This is a genomic window from Pseudoalteromonas sp. S3260, assembly GCF_005886925.1.
Lineage (GTDB): Bacteria > Pseudomonadota > Gammaproteobacteria > Enterobacterales > Alteromonadaceae > Pseudoalteromonas > Pseudoalteromonas tetraodonis.
The window spans coordinates 70,557-89,125 of record NZ_PNCV01000042.1; the positions used below are offsets into that span (position 1 = coordinate 70,557).

General features: G+C 40.8%; 18 protein-coding genes and 1 pseudogene. 14 read left to right on the plus strand and 5 right to left on the minus strand.

The features are described from left to right. From pta to CWC14_RS08450, 6 genes are all read left to right on the plus strand, one after another. Nucleotides 1-2,154 (plus strand): phosphate acetyltransferase, encoded by a 2,154-nt coding sequence (pta, locus tag CWC14_RS08425; RefSeq protein ID WP_138562334.1) that lies wholly within the window; start codon nt 1-3, stop codon nt 2,152-2,154. A gap of 221 nt (nt 2,155-2,375) precedes the next feature. Then, entirely contained in the window at nt 2,376-2,762 is a 387-nt protein-coding gene (locus tag CWC14_RS08430) for an ACT domain-containing protein (protein WP_029609972.1), read from the plus strand. 3 nt (nt 2,763-2,765) lie between these two features. Continuing rightward, nucleotides 2,766-3,263: a PTS glucose transporter subunit IIA gene (locus CWC14_RS08435; RefSeq protein ID WP_138562336.1), complete on the plus strand. Its 498-nt coding sequence runs from the start codon at nt 2,766-2,768 to the stop codon at nt 3,261-3,263. Between the two features lie 4 nt (nt 3,264-3,267). Next, nucleotides 3,268-3,612, plus strand: coding sequence for an ArsC family reductase (locus tag CWC14_RS08440; protein ID WP_076920970.1), 345 nt, complete (start codon nt 3,268-3,270; stop codon nt 3,610-3,612). Continuing rightward, nucleotides 3,612-4,742, plus strand: a complete 1,131-nt coding sequence (gene dapE / locus CWC14_RS08445) for a succinyl-diaminopimelate desuccinylase (protein WP_138562338.1) — start codon at nt 3,612-3,614, stop codon at nt 4,740-4,742. The genes CWC14_RS08440 and dapE overlap by 1 nt, the downstream gene beginning before the upstream one ends. Then, nucleotides 4,742-5,437, plus strand: a complete 696-nt coding sequence (locus tag CWC14_RS08450) for a M15 family metallopeptidase (RefSeq protein ID WP_138562340.1) — start codon at nt 4,742-4,744, stop codon at nt 5,435-5,437. Before dapE ends, CWC14_RS08450 begins: the two co-directional genes overlap by 1 nt. Here CWC14_RS08450 and CWC14_RS08455 read toward each other — a convergent pair. Then, nucleotides 5,424-6,299: a DMT family transporter gene (locus CWC14_RS08455; protein WP_076920967.1), complete on the minus strand. Its 876-nt coding sequence runs from the start codon at nt 6,297-6,299 to the stop codon at nt 5,424-5,426. The two genes, CWC14_RS08450 and CWC14_RS08455, sit on opposite strands and share 14 nt — an antisense overlap. Nucleotides 6,300-6,515: 216 nt before the next feature. Here CWC14_RS08455 and CWC14_RS08460 point away from each other — a divergent pair, with 216 nt between their 5' ends. Genes CWC14_RS08460 through CWC14_RS08475 form a run of 4 tightly spaced genes read left to right on the plus strand, consistent with a single transcriptional unit; the run spans nt 6,516 to nt 9,424 of the window. After that, complete coding sequence (locus CWC14_RS08460) at nt 6,516-7,880, plus strand: COG3014 family protein (protein ID WP_138562342.1); 1,365 nt, start codon at nt 6,516-6,518, stop codon at nt 7,878-7,880. Nucleotides 7,881-7,888: 8 nt separating this feature from the next. Continuing rightward, the gene (locus CWC14_RS08465; RefSeq protein WP_016899910.1) at nt 7,889-8,314 is read left to right on the plus strand and encodes a YcfL family putative periplasmic lipoprotein; all 426 of its coding nucleotides are present in this window, start codon (nt 7,889-7,891) and stop codon (nt 8,312-8,314) included. Between the two features lie 10 nt (nt 8,315-8,324). Beyond that, complete coding sequence (gene lpoB / locus CWC14_RS08470; RefSeq protein WP_051894383.1) at nt 8,325-8,942, plus strand: penicillin-binding protein activator LpoB; 618 nt, start codon at nt 8,325-8,327, stop codon at nt 8,940-8,942. 14 nt (nt 8,943-8,956) lie between these two features. Further along, nucleotides 8,957-9,424: an outer membrane lipoprotein gene (locus CWC14_RS08475; RefSeq protein WP_069439376.1), complete on the plus strand. Its 468-nt coding sequence runs from the start codon at nt 8,957-8,959 to the stop codon at nt 9,422-9,424. A 98-nt stretch (nt 9,425-9,522) separates the two neighbouring features. On the opposite strand, the gene CWC14_RS08480 is transcribed toward CWC14_RS08475, so the two are convergent. After that, complete coding sequence (locus tag CWC14_RS08480) at nt 9,523-9,969, minus strand: DUF4826 family protein (RefSeq protein ID WP_008110031.1); 447 nt, start codon at nt 9,967-9,969, stop codon at nt 9,523-9,525. Nucleotides 9,970-10,088: 119 nt separating this feature from the next. Further along, nucleotides 10,089-11,483: a M28 family metallopeptidase gene (locus tag CWC14_RS08485; RefSeq protein WP_138562344.1), complete on the minus strand. Its 1,395-nt coding sequence runs from the start codon at nt 11,481-11,483 to the stop codon at nt 10,089-10,091. Between the two features lie 280 nt (nt 11,484-11,763). On the opposite strand from CWC14_RS08485, the gene CWC14_RS08490 reads away from it, so the two are divergent. The 3 genes from CWC14_RS08490 to yddG all read left to right on the plus strand — a co-directional run bounded on the left by CWC14_RS08490 (nt 11,764) and on the right by yddG (nt 15,262). Further along, the gene (locus CWC14_RS08490; protein ID WP_138562346.1) at nt 11,764-12,219 is read left to right on the plus strand and encodes a phosphate-starvation-inducible PsiE family protein; all 456 of its coding nucleotides are present in this window, start codon (nt 11,764-11,766) and stop codon (nt 12,217-12,219) included. Nucleotides 12,220-12,329: 110 nt separating this feature from the next. Next, on the plus strand, nt 12,330-14,177 hold the full coding sequence (locus tag CWC14_RS08495) for an ABC transporter ATP-binding protein (protein ID WP_138562348.1): 1,848 nt from the start codon (nt 12,330-12,332) through the stop codon (nt 14,175-14,177). 182 nt (nt 14,178-14,359) lie between these two features. Further along, on the plus strand, nt 14,360-15,262 hold the full coding sequence (yddG, locus tag CWC14_RS08500; protein WP_138562350.1) for an aromatic amino acid DMT transporter YddG: 903 nt from the start codon (nt 14,360-14,362) through the stop codon (nt 15,260-15,262). 52 nt (nt 15,263-15,314) lie between these two features. On the opposite strand, the gene CWC14_RS08505 is transcribed toward yddG, so the two are convergent. Next, nucleotides 15,315-15,734, minus strand: coding sequence for an MAPEG family protein (locus CWC14_RS08505; RefSeq protein WP_138562352.1), 420 nt, complete (start codon nt 15,732-15,734; stop codon nt 15,315-15,317). A 304-nt stretch (nt 15,735-16,038) separates the two neighbouring features. Here CWC14_RS08505 and CWC14_RS08510 point away from each other — a divergent pair. Beyond that, nucleotides 16,039-17,147 (plus strand): annotated as a pseudogene (locus CWC14_RS08510) (DUF3103 family protein). Between the two features lie 300 nt (nt 17,148-17,447). On the opposite strand, the gene CWC14_RS08515 reads toward CWC14_RS08510, so the two are convergent. Then, nucleotides 17,448-18,569: an ABC transporter permease gene (locus tag CWC14_RS08515; protein WP_138562354.1), complete on the minus strand. Its 1,122-nt coding sequence runs from the start codon at nt 18,567-18,569 to the stop codon at nt 17,448-17,450.

Genomic DNA, 18,569 nt, shown 5'->3' on the forward strand with positions numbered 1-18,569 from the left:
ATGGCTCGTCGTATTATGTTGGTTCCTATCTCTACAGGGGTAGGTTTAACCTCAGTATCAGTTGGTTTAGTAAGAGCGCTGGAACAAAAGACAGTTAAGGTTAACTTTTTCAAACCTATCGCCCAGCCGCGTGCAGGTGAAACTGGCCCTGAAAAATCGACCCAAATTGTCACTCAAGGCTCACCAATTAAGCCGCCAACACCGTTTGCGCTCGATTACGCAGAGCAAATGATCGGTGATGGTAAAGGTGATGACTTATTAGAGGAAATTGTTGAGCGTTTTCAAAGTAAGATCAACGATGACGAAGTGGCCATAATAGAAGGCATGGTGCCTACTCGTCGCCAACCTTATGCGGGACGCATAAACCGCGAAATCGCACAAACTTTAGGGGCGGATATCGTTTTTATACTTACCCCTGGCAATTACAACATTACTCAAATTGAAGACCGACTAGAAATAGCCGCTGGTAACTATGGTGGCATTGACCACCCTCGCGTGCTTGGCTGTATTTTTAATAAAGTAAACGCCCCCCTTGATGAGGAAGGTCGAGCTCGCGCCGATTTAGTCGATACCTATAAGCCAGAAGCACTTGATAACGAATTAAACCGCTTAGCTTCTTTACCTATTTTTAGAAAAAACCCGTTTATGTTACTCGGCGTTATTCCGTGGGATTTTGAACTGGTTGCCCCACGTGTTAAAGATTTAAGTGCCTATTTAAAAGCCACTATTATTAACGAAGGCGATATGGTGCACCGCCGACTCAGACGCATTACTTTTTGTGCCCGCACGGTATCCAATATTTTAAATTATTTTACGCCAGGTGCGTTATTGGTAACCCCAGGCGATCGCTCAGATATACTCGTTGCAGCTTGCTTATCGGCCATGAATGGCACAAAACTAGGTGCAATTTTACTTACCGGTGGTTTTGAACCTGAGCCGCGCATTATGGCGCTATGCGAACAAGCTATGCAAACTGGTCTGCCAATTTTGGCAACCGAGGGCGATACTTGGCGCACTTCTTTATTGCTGCATAACTTTAACCTAGAAGTGCCTAGCGACGATGAACAACGCATAGAAAAAGTAAAAGATCATAACGCTGCACATATCGATTCTGATTGGTTAGATACCTTAGCTAAAAGTGTGGGAAAAACCCGAAAACTATCCCCTCCTGCCTTTAGGTATTTATTAACTGAAAAAGCTCGTGAAGCCGAAAAAACAATTGTACTGCCTGAAGGTAACGAACCTCGTACCATTAAAGCAGCCGCTATTTGTGGCCAGCGCGGCATTGCTAAAACAATTTTATTAGGTGATCGTGATGAAATATTACGTATAGCTGAGCAACAAGGCATTGAGCTTAACGAGCATGTAACTGTAATAGAGCCAAACAGTATTATAAATGACTACGTAGCACCTATGGTGGAAATTCGTAAAAACAAAGGCTTAACTGACGTTATTGCAAAGGAACAATTGCAAGATAACGTGGTACTGGGCACCATGATGCTAGAACAAGGGAAAGTCGATGGCCTGGTATCGGGTGCAGTAAACACCACTGCCAATACCATTCGCCCACCGTTACAGTTGATTAAAACCGCACCGGGTTCATCATTAGTCTCATCAGTGTTTTTTATGCTATTGCCTGATCAAGTGCTTGTTTATGGTGATTGCGCTATTAATCCCGATCCTAATGCTGAACAACTAGCCGACATTGCAATTCAATCTGCCGATTCTGCTGCCGCATTTGGCATAGAACCTCGTGTAGCAATGATAAGTTACAGCACGGGTAATTCGGGCAGTGGCGCTGATGTAGAAAAAGTCCGCGAAGCAACAAAAATTGCCCAACAAAAGCGTCCTGATCTCATTATCGATGGGCCATTGCAATACGATGCAGCCATTATGGAAAGTGTAGCTATTAAAAAAGCGCCAGATAGCCCGGTTGCCGGTAAAGCAACCGTGTTTATTTTCCCTGATTTAAATACGGGTAATACCACCTACAAAGCAGTGCAACGAAGTGCCGATTTGATCAGTATTGGTCCTATGTTACAAGGGATGCGCAAACCTGTTAACGACTTAAGCCGTGGCGCATTAGTTGACGATATTGTGTATACCATTGCTTTAACAGCCATTCAGGCGGCGCAAGTAGAAGCGCTTAATTAAGGCCTATAATTAACTTGCCCTTTTTATAGCCTAGCCATTTTTTATTTAATAATTAACTGGTTAGGCTATTTATACCTCACAACCCCCAAGCTTATCCACAGAAATTGTGGACAATTATTTTTTAGCTAATAAAAATATAGCACTGCCTAAATTTGAGCCTTTAATTTAGCTTCAATACTCTATACTATAAAGCTATTATTTTGCTGCTGGCGATACGTTTAATGTCAAAACAAACATTACAATTACACAGCACCGTGTTATCTATTCATAGTTTAGCCCTTGATGCTGACATACCGCCTGCGCTGTTAAAGCAACCGTTATTTTTTATCTCAAAAACGCATGATGAACTGTCAGTTGTTTGCCCTGTCGACTTTATTATTGATAGCCAAGACACTGAATCTAATTGGCAAGCACTGGAAGTAATAGGCCCTTTAGGATTTTCGTTAACTGGCATTATGGCAAATCTCTCAGGCGTATTAGCCAGAGCCGGCGTGTCCATTTTTTCGATATCGACCTACGATACCGACTATATTTTAGTAAAAAAACAAACGGTCACCAAAGCAATTACAGCCCTTAAAGCCGATGGCTACAACGTGGTAACTCAATAAATTATGAAATCTGAAGACGTTAGCTATTTAACTAAAAATAAAATTGGCCGAAACGCGATACAAATCACGAGCCCGTTCAGTGGTAAAGTGATGCCAATGGAAGAGCATCCACAACCCTTTTTTCGTTTTGGTACACTCGGCCCGGGTATTGTTGTTAGCTTATCGAGTCATAAAGTGTTATCACCCTTTAATGGCACCTTACTGCAAGTAAAAAGTGCCGGTTGTGAATTTATTTTAAAAGCCAACAACGGCTTAAAAGTATTAATAAACCTAGCGGTGCCCGATTCACAAACACTTACGCATACTCATATTGCTCAGCTTAACGGCAGCAAAATAACCAAAGGCCAACGCCTTGCCTATTTTGATTTACGTGAGCTCGAGTCGCCTATTTTAGCCAGCCTCATAATTCTCAATGGCCATAATTTAGGCACTTTTCATTATTCTCACCCGCAAGTTAATGCCGGTGTAGATACCTTATTAACTATTATTAAAAAGAAGTAGATTTATGATCACTCTCTATGGCATTAGCAACTGCGATACAATTAAAAAAGCAAAAAAATACCTAAGCGATAATGACATCGCGTTCACTTTCCATGACTATCGTAAAGATGGCGTTAATCATAAAATGGTTAGCGATTTTGCAGAGCATATTGACTGGGAACAACTTGTTAATAAACGTGGCACAACATACAGAGCGCTGTCGGATGAGCAAAAGCAAAGCTTAACTAAGCAAACTGCTATCGATATATTGGTTGAACAACCTGCAATGATTAAACGCCCTGTTCTTATTAATAATGGGCAATATCACTTAGGTTTTAAAGCAGCCCAATACGATGAGATCTTTAAATAATGACCCATCCAGTAATTACCCTAGCCCAAGCTTTAATTCAGCGAGAGTCGGTTACCCCTGAAGATGCAGGCTGCCAACACATGGTGAATGAGCGTCTAAGTGCAATTGGCTTTGACATCGAATCGCTATTTTTTACCGATACCCTAAACACATGGGCACGAAAAGGCATGCAATCACCTCATTTTTGTTTTGCCGGTCATACTGATGTGGTGCCCACTGGGCCTGAAAAAAACTGGCAGCACCCGCCTTTTGCAGGCTTAATTGAAGACGGCTTATTACATGGCCGTGGCGCTGCCGACATGAAAGGCTCATTAGCAGCGATGATTGTGGCAACCGAACGCTTTGTGACTAAGCACCCTGATCATAAAGGCTCTATCTCGTTTTTAATTACCTCAGATGAAGAAGGCCCTTTTATCAACGGCACTACCCGCGTAATAGATACTTTAGAAGAGCGCGGTGAAAAAATTGATATGTGCCTTGTTGGTGAACCCTCTTCTCGCGATGTACTCGGTGATGTGGTTAAAAATGGTCGTCGTGGTTCACTCACGGGGTTTTTAACTATAAAAGGCGTGCAAGGTCATGTGGCCTATCCACATTTAGCACAAAACCCGATTCACTTAGCCACGCCAGCTTTAACCGAGTTAAGCCAAACTGTGTGGGATATGGGTAATGATTTTTTTCCAGCCACCAGCTTTCAAATTTCTAATATTAATGGCGGTACGGGCGCAGGCAATGTGATCCCTGGGGAGCTAGAGGTACAATTTAATTTTAGATTTAGTACCGAAGTTACTCATCAACAACTGCAACAAAAAGTAAATTCCATTTTACAAAAACACAATTTAAATTATGAACTCAATTGGATTGTGAATGGCTTGCCGTTTTTAACCGATCACGGCCCATTGGTTGATGCCACCGTAGCCGCGATTAAATCGGTAACGGGGTTAACCACTAACTTAGAAACAACAGGTGGCACCTCAGATGGTCGTTTTATCGCACAAACGGGTGCTAAAGTTATTGAATTAGGGCCACGTAATGCCACTATTCATAAAGTGGACGAGTGTGTTAGCACCGACGACCTAATCGCGCTCGCCGATATTTACGAACAAATATTAAAGCACCTGTTAACTTAATGACTGCAAATAAAGAACTCATACAATGCATCACTGGCCAAAGTGATGCACATTTAGTTGCCATACAAAATCACTCTTTGCATGCCGATATTGTAAATGACTTTATTGCACTGCAAACTGCAGCTGCATCAGCAGGCTTTGATTTATGTATTGCATCAAGTTTTCGGGATTTTAATCGTCAATCGGCTATTTGGAACGCTAAATTTTCCGCTAAGCGGCCGGTATTAAACAAAGCGCAGCAACACGTTGATATTAATTCGCTCAGTGATATTGATAAATGCATTGCCATTATGCTTTATTCTGCGCTACCTGGGGCGAGTCGCCATCATTTAGGGACTGATTTAGATATTTACGATAAAGGCGCAGTGAGTGACGATTATGTTTTGCAATTGAGCCCTAATGAATATCAGCACGGTGGGCCTTTTGCTAAACTAAGCCAATGGCTAGACACTCATCTAGCAGAATTTGGGTTTTATCGACCTTACCAGTATGACTTGGGTGGTGTTGCCCCAGAACTTTGGCATATTAGCCACATAGCGCAATCAGCGCAGCTTATTCGTCACCTTACGCCAGAAGTGTTGCACGACTGCATTAAACACAGTGATTTATTAGGTAAAGACGCTATTTTAACCCACTTACCTGCATTGTATGAACGCTTTGTGATCAATGTAAGTCCACCAGCTAAGCAGTTTTAGTCTTTTTATTTAACGTAAAAACCAATACCGCTAGTAAAATGATACTGCTGGGGAGCATAAATTGTACAGTTAATGTCTCTGATAGAAACACTGCCCCTGCAATAGCCGCCAAAACGGGTACGCATAACTGCACTATGGCTGCATGCGTGCTCTTTAATAGTGGCATAGCCACATACCAAATACTGTACCCTACGCCAGATGCGATGGCACCTGAGGCTATTGCAAGTAACGCCCCTTCGATACGTATATTTTTAAGCTGGCTCATTCCCACCACAATTAAAATAGGTAGCACTAATAAACTACGAATAAAATTAAAGGTAGTGGCTCTTAGCGGCGACACACACGCCTTGCCACGAATACTGTAAATTCCCCACGCAATGCCACTTATACTCATTAATAATGCAGCCATCAGCGGTGGTGCTGTCTGTGAGGGCAGCATTAAGTAAACAAATGCCGCAAACGCCACTATAAATGCAAGCCATTGCACAGCACTTAAACGCTCTTGTTTATATATGCCCCAGCCAATCATTGTAAATTGCACCGCCGAGAATAAAATAAGCGCGCCCATACCGGTATCAAGCTCCATATAAGCTATAGAAAAACACAGCGCGTATATCAGCAAGCTCACACTGCTTCGCCAACTGCCGGTATCTTTAATAACAGAACTACTTAATTGTGCATTTTTATTTAACTGCCTAGTATAGAGCAGCATAATAATGGTCAAACACACTGCCCCGCTCAGTAACCTAATAACGGTAAAATTCCACGCATCAATGTAGCCCTGCGCCAACGCTAACCGACATAATAACGAATTTGCAGCAAAGGCAACTAACGCGATAATAGTAAACAGTGTTGCTTTCAAATTAATTCCTAACGTATTGATAAATATGTACCGTATTTATATACCGATTAAATTAACGTCCAATGTTGTAAACGTTACCATGGTTATTTTTTAAATGATAAAGTTTTTATTAAGGGTTTTTGTTCTATGTTTATACATTACGCTTTTTTACAATCTTTCACACTTGTATTTATTGGCAGTATGTTAACCTTACAGAATAAATAAGAAGGAGTGCGCGTGCGTCACATTTTAATTTTTAGTCTTTGCTTTATTGTAAGTGGTTGCAGCACCATTGGCTTTGACGATCTCTTTAATGATTACGCCACTAATACCATCCCTATTAGACAAGCCATTACGAATAATAATATTGAGAGTGCACGCTCCTTAATAAGCAAAAACAGCAAAACACACAGTAATTATTTATTGAGCCAATTAGAACAAGGCCGTATCGCGGATTTAGCCAATAACCCCGATAACGCACAAGTTCATTTTGAAACTGTCTATCAACAAATGCAATCTAAGCGCCAAGCTGCAAAAATACAAGTAAGTGCTGGGCTTGAGCAAAGTAATGCGCTGTTAACCAACGACTCAGCTATTAGTTATACACCGCCCGCCTACGAAATGAGTATGTTGCATAGCTACAAAGCGCTCAATTATGTCTATAAACATGATATTGAAAGCGCCTTAGTTGAAATACGCCGTGCTAATAAAGTACAAGTTGATGAACTATTAAATAATCAAAGCGAATTTGATAATGCAGTTGCCCAAGCACAGCAACACTATCCCGATATGGATAACTTAATTCGCTCGGTCAAAAATGGCTTTCAAAATGCGTACACGTTTTACTTATCTGGGTTGCTATATGAAACGGCAAAGCAAGGTGATGATGCCTACATAGACTATAAAAAAGCACTCGAAATACAACCTAACAATCCGTATTTACAACACGATGTACTGCGTCTTGCTAAGCAGCAAGGTTTTGCTGATGACTATAACCAATTTAAACGCCAGTTTGGTGAAGTTAATACCTTAGAAAAAAACCAAGGCGAAGTGGTTATATTATTCGAACAAGGCCTGATACCAAAACAACACGAATTTAAATTACGATTACCCATTTATACTTCACAGGGAGACGCCCGCTTTTATAGCCTCGCAATGCCCATTTATATAAATAATGCTTATGTAAGCACCGTTAACAACGTCAAAATTAATGACCATGTATTATCACTAAGCCCGCTAGTGCACTTAGAGGCACTGGCCGCTAAAACGTTAGAGCAGCAAGTTGCTGGGCGTGTATCGAGGCAAATATTGCGCTTAGTGGCGAAAGAAAAGCTGCGCGCTGAGCTTGCCCGCAGTGGCGGTGATGTGGGGAATATTTTAGCAAACTTATATAATCTTGCATCTGAGCAAGCCGATACCCGCAGCTGGCTTACCTTACCCAATCAAATTAGTCTTGCCCGCAGTGTAGTGACTGCAGGCGAAAATACCTTAAATGTTGGCTCACAACCGCCAATAAATTTTACCGTTAGTAAGCAAAGGTTAACGTTAATCTACCTAACCTCTGTTAATAACTATTTTAACTCCCATGTAGTGCAACTTTAGGAGCCATCATGAAATACATACTCCCCATTATTGCGTTGTTTATGCTTAGTGCATGTAGCAGCCGACCTGTAACCTCAGGCATTGGAGTTGAACAAACTACCAACGCCTACAAAGAGCAGCTCAATGTTAACAATCCACAGTTAGCAAAAAAGCTATTAATTAGTGATGTAAAAACTCGTCAAACAAATAACCTAACCGACGTGGTAGTCACCTTGGCAAGTACCTATAAAAAGTCACAATATTTACAGTATCAATTTAACTGGTTTGATAAAGATGGCTTTGTAATTAAAGGCAACCACTCGCCGTGGCAAGCCCTCACATTATTTGGCTTTGCTAAAACTCAGCTTGCAGGGCTCGCGCCTAGCCCTAATGCCGTTACTTTCTCTTTAGCTGTAAGAGAAGTGTCTACTGAAGCACAAGAATTTAAAGATTAAGGAAACCATGATGATCAATAAACAATTTAAATCACTCTCTGGCTATGCAATTTTAGGCTTAGCCGCACTCACACTAACCGGCTGTGCTAATAAAGCAGTCGTTAGTTATGGTGATGCCCAAGCCGTAGAAACCACAGATATAAACTTTGGCTCTACCGACCTACAAAAAGTAGCCTCGCAAATGACCGACTCTCTGCTTAGTTCGCCTGTGGTTGGTACTATGACCGCCAATACACGCCCTGTGGTATTTGTAGAGCGTATTAAAAATAAAACCAGTGAACACATAGATACAGAATCAATCACCGACTCAATCTCTACTCAATTACTGCGTAGCGGCAAATTTAGATTTGTTGATATGACTCGTGTAGAAGCGGTTCGTGAACAACTTACCTTTCAAAATGAAGATGCACTGATCAATCCAAGCACTGCGGTGGCCTTTGGTAAACAAATTGGTGCGCAATATATGCTGTACGGTAACCTATCAAGCATTGTTAAATCTAATGCAGATAAAGCCGATGTGTACTACAAATTTACAATGCGTTTAATGGATATGCAAAGCGGCCTTGTTGAATGGGCTGACGAAACTGAAATTCGTAAGACGCGTGAAAAATCTACCTTTGGTTGGTAACTTAGGAGCGAACCATGAAAACGCTTAGCTTAATTTTATGCGCTTTATTAGTAGTGAGTGCCCCCACTTTTGCCAAGTACGAACGCAATAAAGCTGTTCCTGTGCAGCAAGTACTATTTGGTAAAGTAAAGTCGGTGCGCAACATTTCAGAGCAACAATTAGTACAAGACAAAAGTAACGGCTGGAAAACCTTTGGCGGAGCCTTATTAGGGGGTGTTATTGGTAACCAGTTTGGCGGCGGCAGTGGTCGTACTGTAGCGACTATTTTAGGATCGGTGATTGGTGGTAACGTTGCCCATAATCAGCAGCAAACACAACGCTATGAACACACTCAGCTCGTTGAATTACTGATACAAGTAGAAAGTGGTGAACAATTTATGGTGGTACAAGATAGCGATCCCGCTATGCGTTTTCACCAAGGTGATAATGTACGCCTTATTTATTTAACCAACAACACAGTGCGCGTAGATAGCGCTTATTAGAGTCTATTTATGTTTCGAGCTTAATTCTGAAAGTTCCAACAAAAAACCTAACTTAGGTCACTAAGTTAGGTTTTTTTAAATGTATTCACTTTTATTTATTAAGCGGGTTCTTTTGCCCACAGCTGCTCGTTTTCATGCATTTCATATAAACCATGTGCACGATTAATCAGTAAATTTGCAAAATCAGCTTGGGTTTTATCTCGCGCACCCGCGGTAATAATTTGATCGGCCTTTAACTGCCACTGCAGTGAAAAATAACGCATAGCATCGCGTGCATCTTTTGCTGCAGATGCTTCAGCGTGATCGGTTGGTAAACGACCGGTGATCACCCAGTAGCTTTTACCGTTTTGCGCTTTAAATTTCCAAAGCGCGCATAAAGGCGCTAAAAAACGGCTTTCTTTTTCAAGCAATGTTTTGGGCATAATGCCTTTTTCAGCTAAATGTTTTTGCGCATTTTGAAAACATTCGCGCTGCCATTGAATTTCTTGTTGCTGAAGTTCAGCTTGCTGCTCTGGTGTTAATGGTTTTTGTTCTTGTTGCTGCATTTTAATAACCTTTTTACTTCTTTGTTTACACTTTAAGGGCATAACAAATAAGGCGCAAGCATAAATAGCGTGCTTAACACCTTATTCGCAGCTGTTTGCTGGGTTTTTAAGCAAACCGATTATTTTATGTTGTGATCAAACGACCCCACATCACCGGGGAACACCACTGGCGATTCAACACCCTGTTTATTCACGCTAGCAACGCCAAAATAGTAGTTATCAATAACCACATTTTTAAGCGTAAACTCGCTAACATTATCAACCCATTGGCTGTATTGCCATTGTGGCTCACTCGTATAGCGCCAGTAAATTTTGTAACCGGCAATATTTTTATCTTCCGATGGTTGCCAAGAAAGTGTGGTACTGGCGCGTACGGCACCACTAATTTTCACTTCTTTCGGTGGCGCTGGTGCCCATGCCATTGACGCTAGGCTCACCGCATTCAATGACGTGAGTTTTGCGGCGTAATCAAAATCAACCCCATCAATGGTATCACCGTACACTATGCCATTTTCGGTGCGGAGGTCTTGATGTTGGCGATCGTAATGCTCGTTAGTTTCCATTATACGTACAGCCGCAAAGCCCGCATCATTAAATGGGCGATGATGCCCTCCTCGAGCAAATCGGTCGAGTCTGTACACCAGCATAGTGTCTAAATTTTCAATGTATTTATCGGCAATGGCGTCTATGTAACGCGCTAAATTACGACTCGCTGAGTCAACTTCGCCACCTGTAAAACGACGAGTACGCGCTTGCTCTTTGGTTTCAACCACTCGCGTCCCTTCTGAAAAAATGCGTGCAGTGGTGTTATCGGTTACGCCATTAATACCGGTAATATTACCAATCATGTCGTTATTTAAAACACCATGAACCTGCCAATTATTTCTTTGCGCATAAGCGGTTAAAATTTTACCGCCAAATAAACCTTGCTCTTCACCTGAGAGCGCCGCGTAAACAACCGAGCCATTAAATGTATATTTCGATAAAACACGCGCTGCCTCAATAACACCGGCAACCCCTGAAGCGTTATCATTTGCCCCTGGCGCATCGCTGGTAAAATCCATAACATTACTAACGCGCGAGTCTATATCACCCGACATTATCACCATACGATCAGGCTCAGTACTGCCGCGCTGAATCGCAATTATGTTAACCACTTCTACAGGGTTAGGAATACGCTTTTCTCCCGAAATGGTTTGTTTTACTTCTATTATTTCTAAGCAGCCGCCACATTGTGCCGAAATCGCTTCAAATTCTTTTTTAATCCAACGCCTTGCCGCGCCAATACCACGTGTATCAGACTTAGTCTCTGATAGCGTATGTCGCGTACCAAAACCCACCAGCGTTTGAATATCACTCTCAATACGCTGCGCCGAAATTTCTTGTGCAATTTTATGCAATGATGCTTGTTGTGTAGACTCGCCAGCAAAGCTTGTAAGCGTTACAGAACTTAATGATGCCAACACACCATACTTTATAAGTCGATTAACTAACTTTAAACCTAAATTAGACATAGCATTGTTATCCTCATAATGAATGCCACCAACATGACAGCAGAAACCAATAACCGCAAACCTTTTGAGATAGACACTAAAAATCACACGCTTAATTACATATTATTAACACCTTGAATTTTACTTAGAATTTAACCCACACCAAACAAGTCCCCTGTTCAAGCACACTACTTTAATAAAAATAATCACTTATATTGTTTTGACCGTATATAGTGCTAAACATAATTAATCAGCTATCATTTTATAAAGGCTAATTTAATCAATAAGGTGCTGAAATAACATGAAGAAACACGAAGAATTACCAGAGGATCATGTTGATCCCCTGATGCAGTATTTACATCATGCTATTCGCTTTGCAATTAAAATACTGGCAGTGCCCATGGTGCTGGTTATTTTTTGGAGTATTGCTGATGTAGTGTATGTTTTATACATGCGGTTAAGTTCTCCGCCTTATTTTTTATTAAATATTGAAGACATTCTACAAACCTTTGGTGCCTTTATGGTGGTGCTAATTGCGGTAGAAATATTTACTAACATTCGGTTATATTTGGGCTCAAGCTCGCTGCCTGTTGAACTGGTTATTGCTACCGCATTGATGGCTGTGGCGCGTAAAATTATTGTCCTCGATTTAAAATTAGTGACCTCAGAGCAAATTGTTGGCCTGGCGTTAGTTACCTTAGCACTGGGTATATCGTATTGGCTGGTAAAAAATAAAACCGGCCACACCAAGCTATAAACGGTTAACTCAACTTGAGTTAACCGACGCACACCTCATTCCCACTGCGCCTTTGTGTTTTACAATGGTATAATGGGACATCTTTATAAATATTTAATTAAGCAGTTAATATGTATCGACTATTTGAACGGATGACTAAACCGTTCCCAGAGCGTTCTCCATCTCAGCCTCCTAAAACCCTTTTTGCATTTTGTCGTCACTACACCAAAGGCATGGAATTGTCGTTAGTGCTTATGTCGCTCAGTGCCGCGTTACTCGCTATTTTAGAGGTGTCTTTATTTAGTTATATGGGCCAACTGGTTGACTGGCTTGGCGAATACACACCTGAAGAGCTGTTTTCGCAGCAACAATCCGCGTTAATAAAAATGTGGTTAATGCTTTTAGTCGTCATGCCTGTAGTGGTGTTTTTTAGATCAGCTATTTTACATCAATCGCTATTGGGCAATTACCCTATGTCGATTCGTTGGTTGGCACACCGTTATTTATTGCGTCAAAGTGTCAGCTTTTATCAAAACGAATTTGCTGGGCGTATCGCTACAAAAGTATTACAAACCTCATTAGCAGTACGTGAGTCAGTCACTAAGTTACTTGATGTACTTATGTACATTGCTGTTTATTTTGGCTCAATGGTGTTTTTAGTGGCCGCCTCAGACTGGCGTTTAATGTTGCCATTATTAGTGTGGTTAGCATTGTATATTTGCGTGCAAATTTACTTTGTACCCCGATTAAAAAGTATTGCCAGTTCACAAGCTGATGCACGCTCAGAAATGACCGGCCGTATCGTCGACAGCTACACAAATATTTCAACCATTAAGCTGTTTTCTTACACCCAACGCGAAGAACAATACGCTAAACAAAGTATGGATGTATTTTTACAGCCTGTTTATAAACAAATGCGCTTGGTCACCAGCTTAAACGTGGTTATTCAAAGCTTAAACTATTTGTTAGTGTTTTCGGTAGCAGCAGTGTCTTTGTATTTATGGTCGTTAAGCGCCATTAGTGCAGGAGCGATTGCCGTGGCATTGAGTTTATCGTTAAGGCTTAATGGTATGGCCCAATGGATCATGTGGGAAATTAGCAGCTTGTTTGAAAACATTGGCACCGTGGCTGATGGCATGCGCACCCTTTCTAATCCTATTGCGGTTGATGACAAACCAGAAGCCGAAACGTTAAAGGTCACCCAAGGGGCAATCGACTTTAGTAATGTACATTTTAACTACGGTAAAGCCGCGAATGAAAATAACCGAGGCCCAGTAATAAACGGATTAAACTTAAACATTAAACCCGGTGAAAAAATCGGCTTAGTGGGTCGCTCTGGTGCGGGTAAATCCACCTTAGTTAACTTGTTGCTGCGCTTTTACGACACCGACAAAGGCAGCATTAGTATTGATGGCCAAAATATCACGGATGTAAGCCAAGAAAGCCTGCGCCGCTATATTGCTATGGTTACCCAAGATACCTCATTACTGCATCGTTCAGTAAAAGATAACATTTTATACGGCAGGCCTGATGCAACCGAAGCCGAAATGCTCGATGCGACTAAGCAAGCCAAAGCCCTTGATTTTATAACCGATTTAGAAGACAGCAAAGGCAATAAAGGTTTTGATGCGCAAGTAGGCGAACGAGGGGTCACCCTGTCAGGCGGTCAACGCCAACGTATTGCCATTGCACGCGTACTACTTAAAAACGCACCAATCCTCATACTTGATGAAGCCACCAGCGCTTTAGACTCAGAAGTCGAAGCGGCTATTCAAGCAAGCTTAGATGATTTAATGACAGGTAAAACAGTAATCGCCATTGCCCATCGATTATCGACCATTGCACAAATGGACAGACTCATCGTGCTTGATGAAGGCGGCGTTGTAGAGCAAGGCAGTCACGATGAATTAATTGCCCAAGGCGGCATTTATGCTGCTCTTTGGGCACATCAAACCGGCGGCTTTATTGGCGTTGAGTAATTCAACTAATTGAGGGCGGGCTATTATTATATCCCGCTCTTGTTTACTAAAATTAAACTTATTCTTTGATTTTAAAGCTATTTATAGTTATTTAGTCGAATTTTATAGTCTACCTCTTGCCCCACTGTTTTTAAAATGTCACATTCGCGACTGACTTTTTACCATTCATCAAGCAATTCACCATGTCATTTTTAAGCAAACATAAATACACCCTTTATGGGGTGCTCGCTATTTTACTTTGGAGCAGTTTAACCGCCTTTATTCGTGACTTATCAGAGTTATTTAGCCCTATTGGCGGTGCCGCTTTAATTTATAGCGTCAGTGCGATTTTTTTAATGTTTGTCATGGGTGTACCAAGACTAAGCAATTACCCAAAACGCTATTTAGTCTTTGGTGGCAGCTTATTTGTAATTTACGAAATGTGTTTAGCGTTATCCCTCGGCTTTGCAAATAGTCGCCAGCAAGCGTTAGAAATGGCAATTATTAACTACCTTTGGCCAGCGTTAACCATATTATTATCGATTATTGTTAACCGCACTAAGGTAAGCGTATTAGTCTACCCGAGCATACTGATTGCATTTTTAGGCGTTGCATGGTGTATTGCAGGCAACAGTGGTTTATCTATGGCTGTATTAACCGCTAATATTAGCGACAACCCATTGCCCTACTCTATGGCGTTTGCAGCAGCGTTTATTTGGGCTGTGTATTGCAGTGTAACGGTTAAGCTTAGCGAGGGTAAAAATGCCATTAGTGTATTTTTTGCAGCCACGGCAATTTCTTTATGGATAAGTTACGGACTGAGTAATGAACCCAGCTTTGGGTTTAACGTATATTCTAGTTTTACTTTATTGCTGGCAGGGGTGGTTATTGGTGGAGGTTACGCACTATGGAACCAAGCAATCATTGGCGGTAATCTAGTGTTGTTAGGCACCTTGTCTTACTTTATTCCTGTATTGTCTACGCTATTTGCCTCCATTTACTTATCACTATCGCTCACCAACGCATTTTGGCAAGGCGTAGTATTAGTTACATTAGGATCATTAATGTGTTTTATGGTGACCCGAAAAACAAATCCAGCCAAATAAAATAAATAAGCGAAAAGCTAGAGGCTGTCTGCTTTTCGCTTTAATCATTTAATTAGCTTGCTAATCGCAGTCCTAACAGCACTAACATCACAATGTTTGCAATCACACCGATTAAAAAGAAATAACTACGCGGGCTGGGGTTTTTCTCGGTGGCAATGGCGTAATACAGTGCCATATGAATTAAACGTGCAATCACATATACCCAAATACAGATTGCAAAAACCGAACTGTGGTAATTAATCACAAAGGCAAATAAAACCGTTCCTATAAATAACGCACTGTTTTCTAATGTGTTATGAAAGGTGCGATGCGCTCTAAATATAAAACTCTCATGAGATAGGTCTTTATCAATTTTTCCTGGTACAGCCCCAGGCTGTTTGGCTTTACTAAACGTCGCCACTGCCCACTGAACTAACATCATAATTAAATATATATAAAATGCTATAAACGCTGAATGTGCTATATCGGTCATTGTTTAATCCTTTGTGTTGTTATTAGAGTAGTAGTTACAGCAACTATCAAGCCAAAGATAAGCCACTGATGTATATAGTAATTACTTTTTAGTAAAATAATTTTTTGTAATAGATTCATTCTTTATATAAAACTTACTCTATCACAGCGTCTTGGTATTTTTTTAGAGTCTGAGCGGCAACTTAAAACCAGTACCAATTGCGTATTTTATAATTTTTATTTGAGCATTTATTCTAAGTGTTGTTTTATAGTGTTACTGATAACGGAACGGTAAAATAAATATGATGAATAAAATAACCAAATGATTGGCAACCTTAGCGCTGTTGAACTGTGTATCAGCGCCCGCTTTTTCAGCTCAATATGAAATCGAAAAAGGTGAAAACTTGTCTAAGTTGGCGCAATACAAAGACGTAACCACCATTAAACGCAATTTCGCAAAACAAATAGCGCTTAATTACAGTGTATTAAACGCTGATCTAATGCGGATCAGCTACCGTCTTTAGGCATGCACACACAACAAAATACTCGTTTAGCGAACAGCGCGTTACAACAACTGAAAGGTTTACCACAAAACACCGGTAGTTTGTTACAAGTGCTTTTGGCAAGCGATAAAATGCTTAGCGCTTGGCAGCAAGGCGAACGCCCTTTATTTGCATTTGCACCCGCTGGTGACGATACGCAATGGAGCGAGATTGAAGCGTTCGATCAGTATGGTGACATTCATTATCTTAGTGTTGACCAAATGCCGACCCAACCTGTCTTTATTGTCGAATTAGATCAACAAAAAGTACAAGATGCGGGTATTGCAGTAATGAGAGGAATTTTATCTACTAACAAATTCAGTAAAACCACGGTTAGTCCAAAAAACCAGTTAAGCAATGAACAACCCCTGCAAACCAGTGTATTGAAAAAAATACGCTTAGAAGATGACAAAGAACCTTGGATCTCAGGTGGTGCTGAAATTTATGTCATTGTAACGGGTATCGACCCCACCCGAGATGAACCAATATTAGATATCGTTGATTTACCGTATTTAGATCATGATCAAACCGATTACAGCCCTAATCAGGTGCTCATTCATTGGCAGCGTTATCGTTGGCAGGCGGTTGATTTACTCTTAATGGAACAAGATGACAACACCAACTATAAAACTCTAGCAATAAAATTATTAGAAATATCAGAGCAAGTAATGGCGAGCATTCCTGATTTACAAGCGCAAGGTTATGCCATTATTCCTAAGCTGACCAATGAACTACTTAAAGCAATGCCGGATGAGTGGTTTACTAATAATGACGATTATGTTGATGTTTTTTACACGCTGTTTGAAAACAAAGACTATCAAGAATATAAAGGAGCAAGCAGTAATGCGACCATTACACTGTCTCCTTTAGAAATTAACCCAAGACTAAACTAAGTCAAACCCATTCGCTTAATTATTATTGCGGATGGTATCACTCCCCCATACTTCAATAGCCACCCATTAGCGCTTTAACGTTAACGGGTGGCTTTATCACAGCCACTTTTTTGAAAACACGCGTTATATTTAATACCAATCTGCTTGGATATGGGATCTATTTTAACGATAAGAAAATTGCTCTATAACTAGGCAAAATTTTTGATATCTAGTTGTTCTAAATGAAAAATTTTTAACAACGTTATAGGGTGATTTAATTCGTTAAATTGTTCAAATATTTATGCAGGTTGGTATATTACCCTAACCTTGCGCCACTGATTTACGAAAGCGCATTAATGCAACAGTAAAAAACACACTGCCAATAACAGTTAATGCTAAAAAGTAAGGCCAAACTACATCCCACCCTGCTCCTCGGTATAAAATTGCTTGAGCAAATTTTACAAAATGCGTTGTTGGCGCCAATAACATAATATTTTGCACTACCTCAGGCATACTTTCACGCGGCGTAACACCGCCAGAGAGCATTTGTAATGGTAATAAAATTAAGATCATCAATAACCCGAGTTGCGGCATGGTGCGCGCCTGTGTGCCTAACAATATGCCCAGTGATGTGGTCGCAAATAAATGAATAGCAACGCCAAATAAAAATAAGCCTGGCGAGCCATGAATAGGCACTTGTAACAAACCTTCGATCACAATAAATAATGAAAACGCAGTCAGTAATAAAATCACTAACCCATTGGCCCAAATTTTCGCCATCACTATTTCAAAGGGGCTTAATGGCATCACTAATAAATGCTCTAATGTGCCGTGTTCGCGTTCACGGATCACCGCGGCGCCAGTTAAAATAATCGAAATCATTGTGATCACGTTCATCAATTCCATCACGCTACCAAACCATACACTTGTCATGTTTGGATTAAACATAATGTGCGCCGATTGCATTATTGGCAGTGAATAAACGGTTCGATAACCTTGCACAAATTCATTTACTTCGCCGTTAATAATGGTTTGAATATAGTTATCACCAATAAATGCTTGCGACATACGCGTAGCATCTATATTTACTTGAATCGTAGGTTGCTTAGCTGCAAGTACATCACGCTCAAAATAAGGCGGTATATTAAGCACAAAAGTATAACGGCCATTATCCATAGCTGAGTCAATATCGCTTAATGAAATACTGTCTGGTGTTTTAAAGTAAGGCTCATAAAAGGCATTAATAATACGCTTAGATAATTGCGATTGGTCGTGATCAACAATAGCAATCGGCGCATTATTTAACTCTATCGACGTGGCTGAAGCCACTACATAAATCAGCCCAGTAAAAGCAAAAAAAACGAATAGCAGCAAAACCTTATCACGCCATAAACTACGCAACTCTTTAATACCTAAATTAATAATGTTTCCGCGACGTTGCAT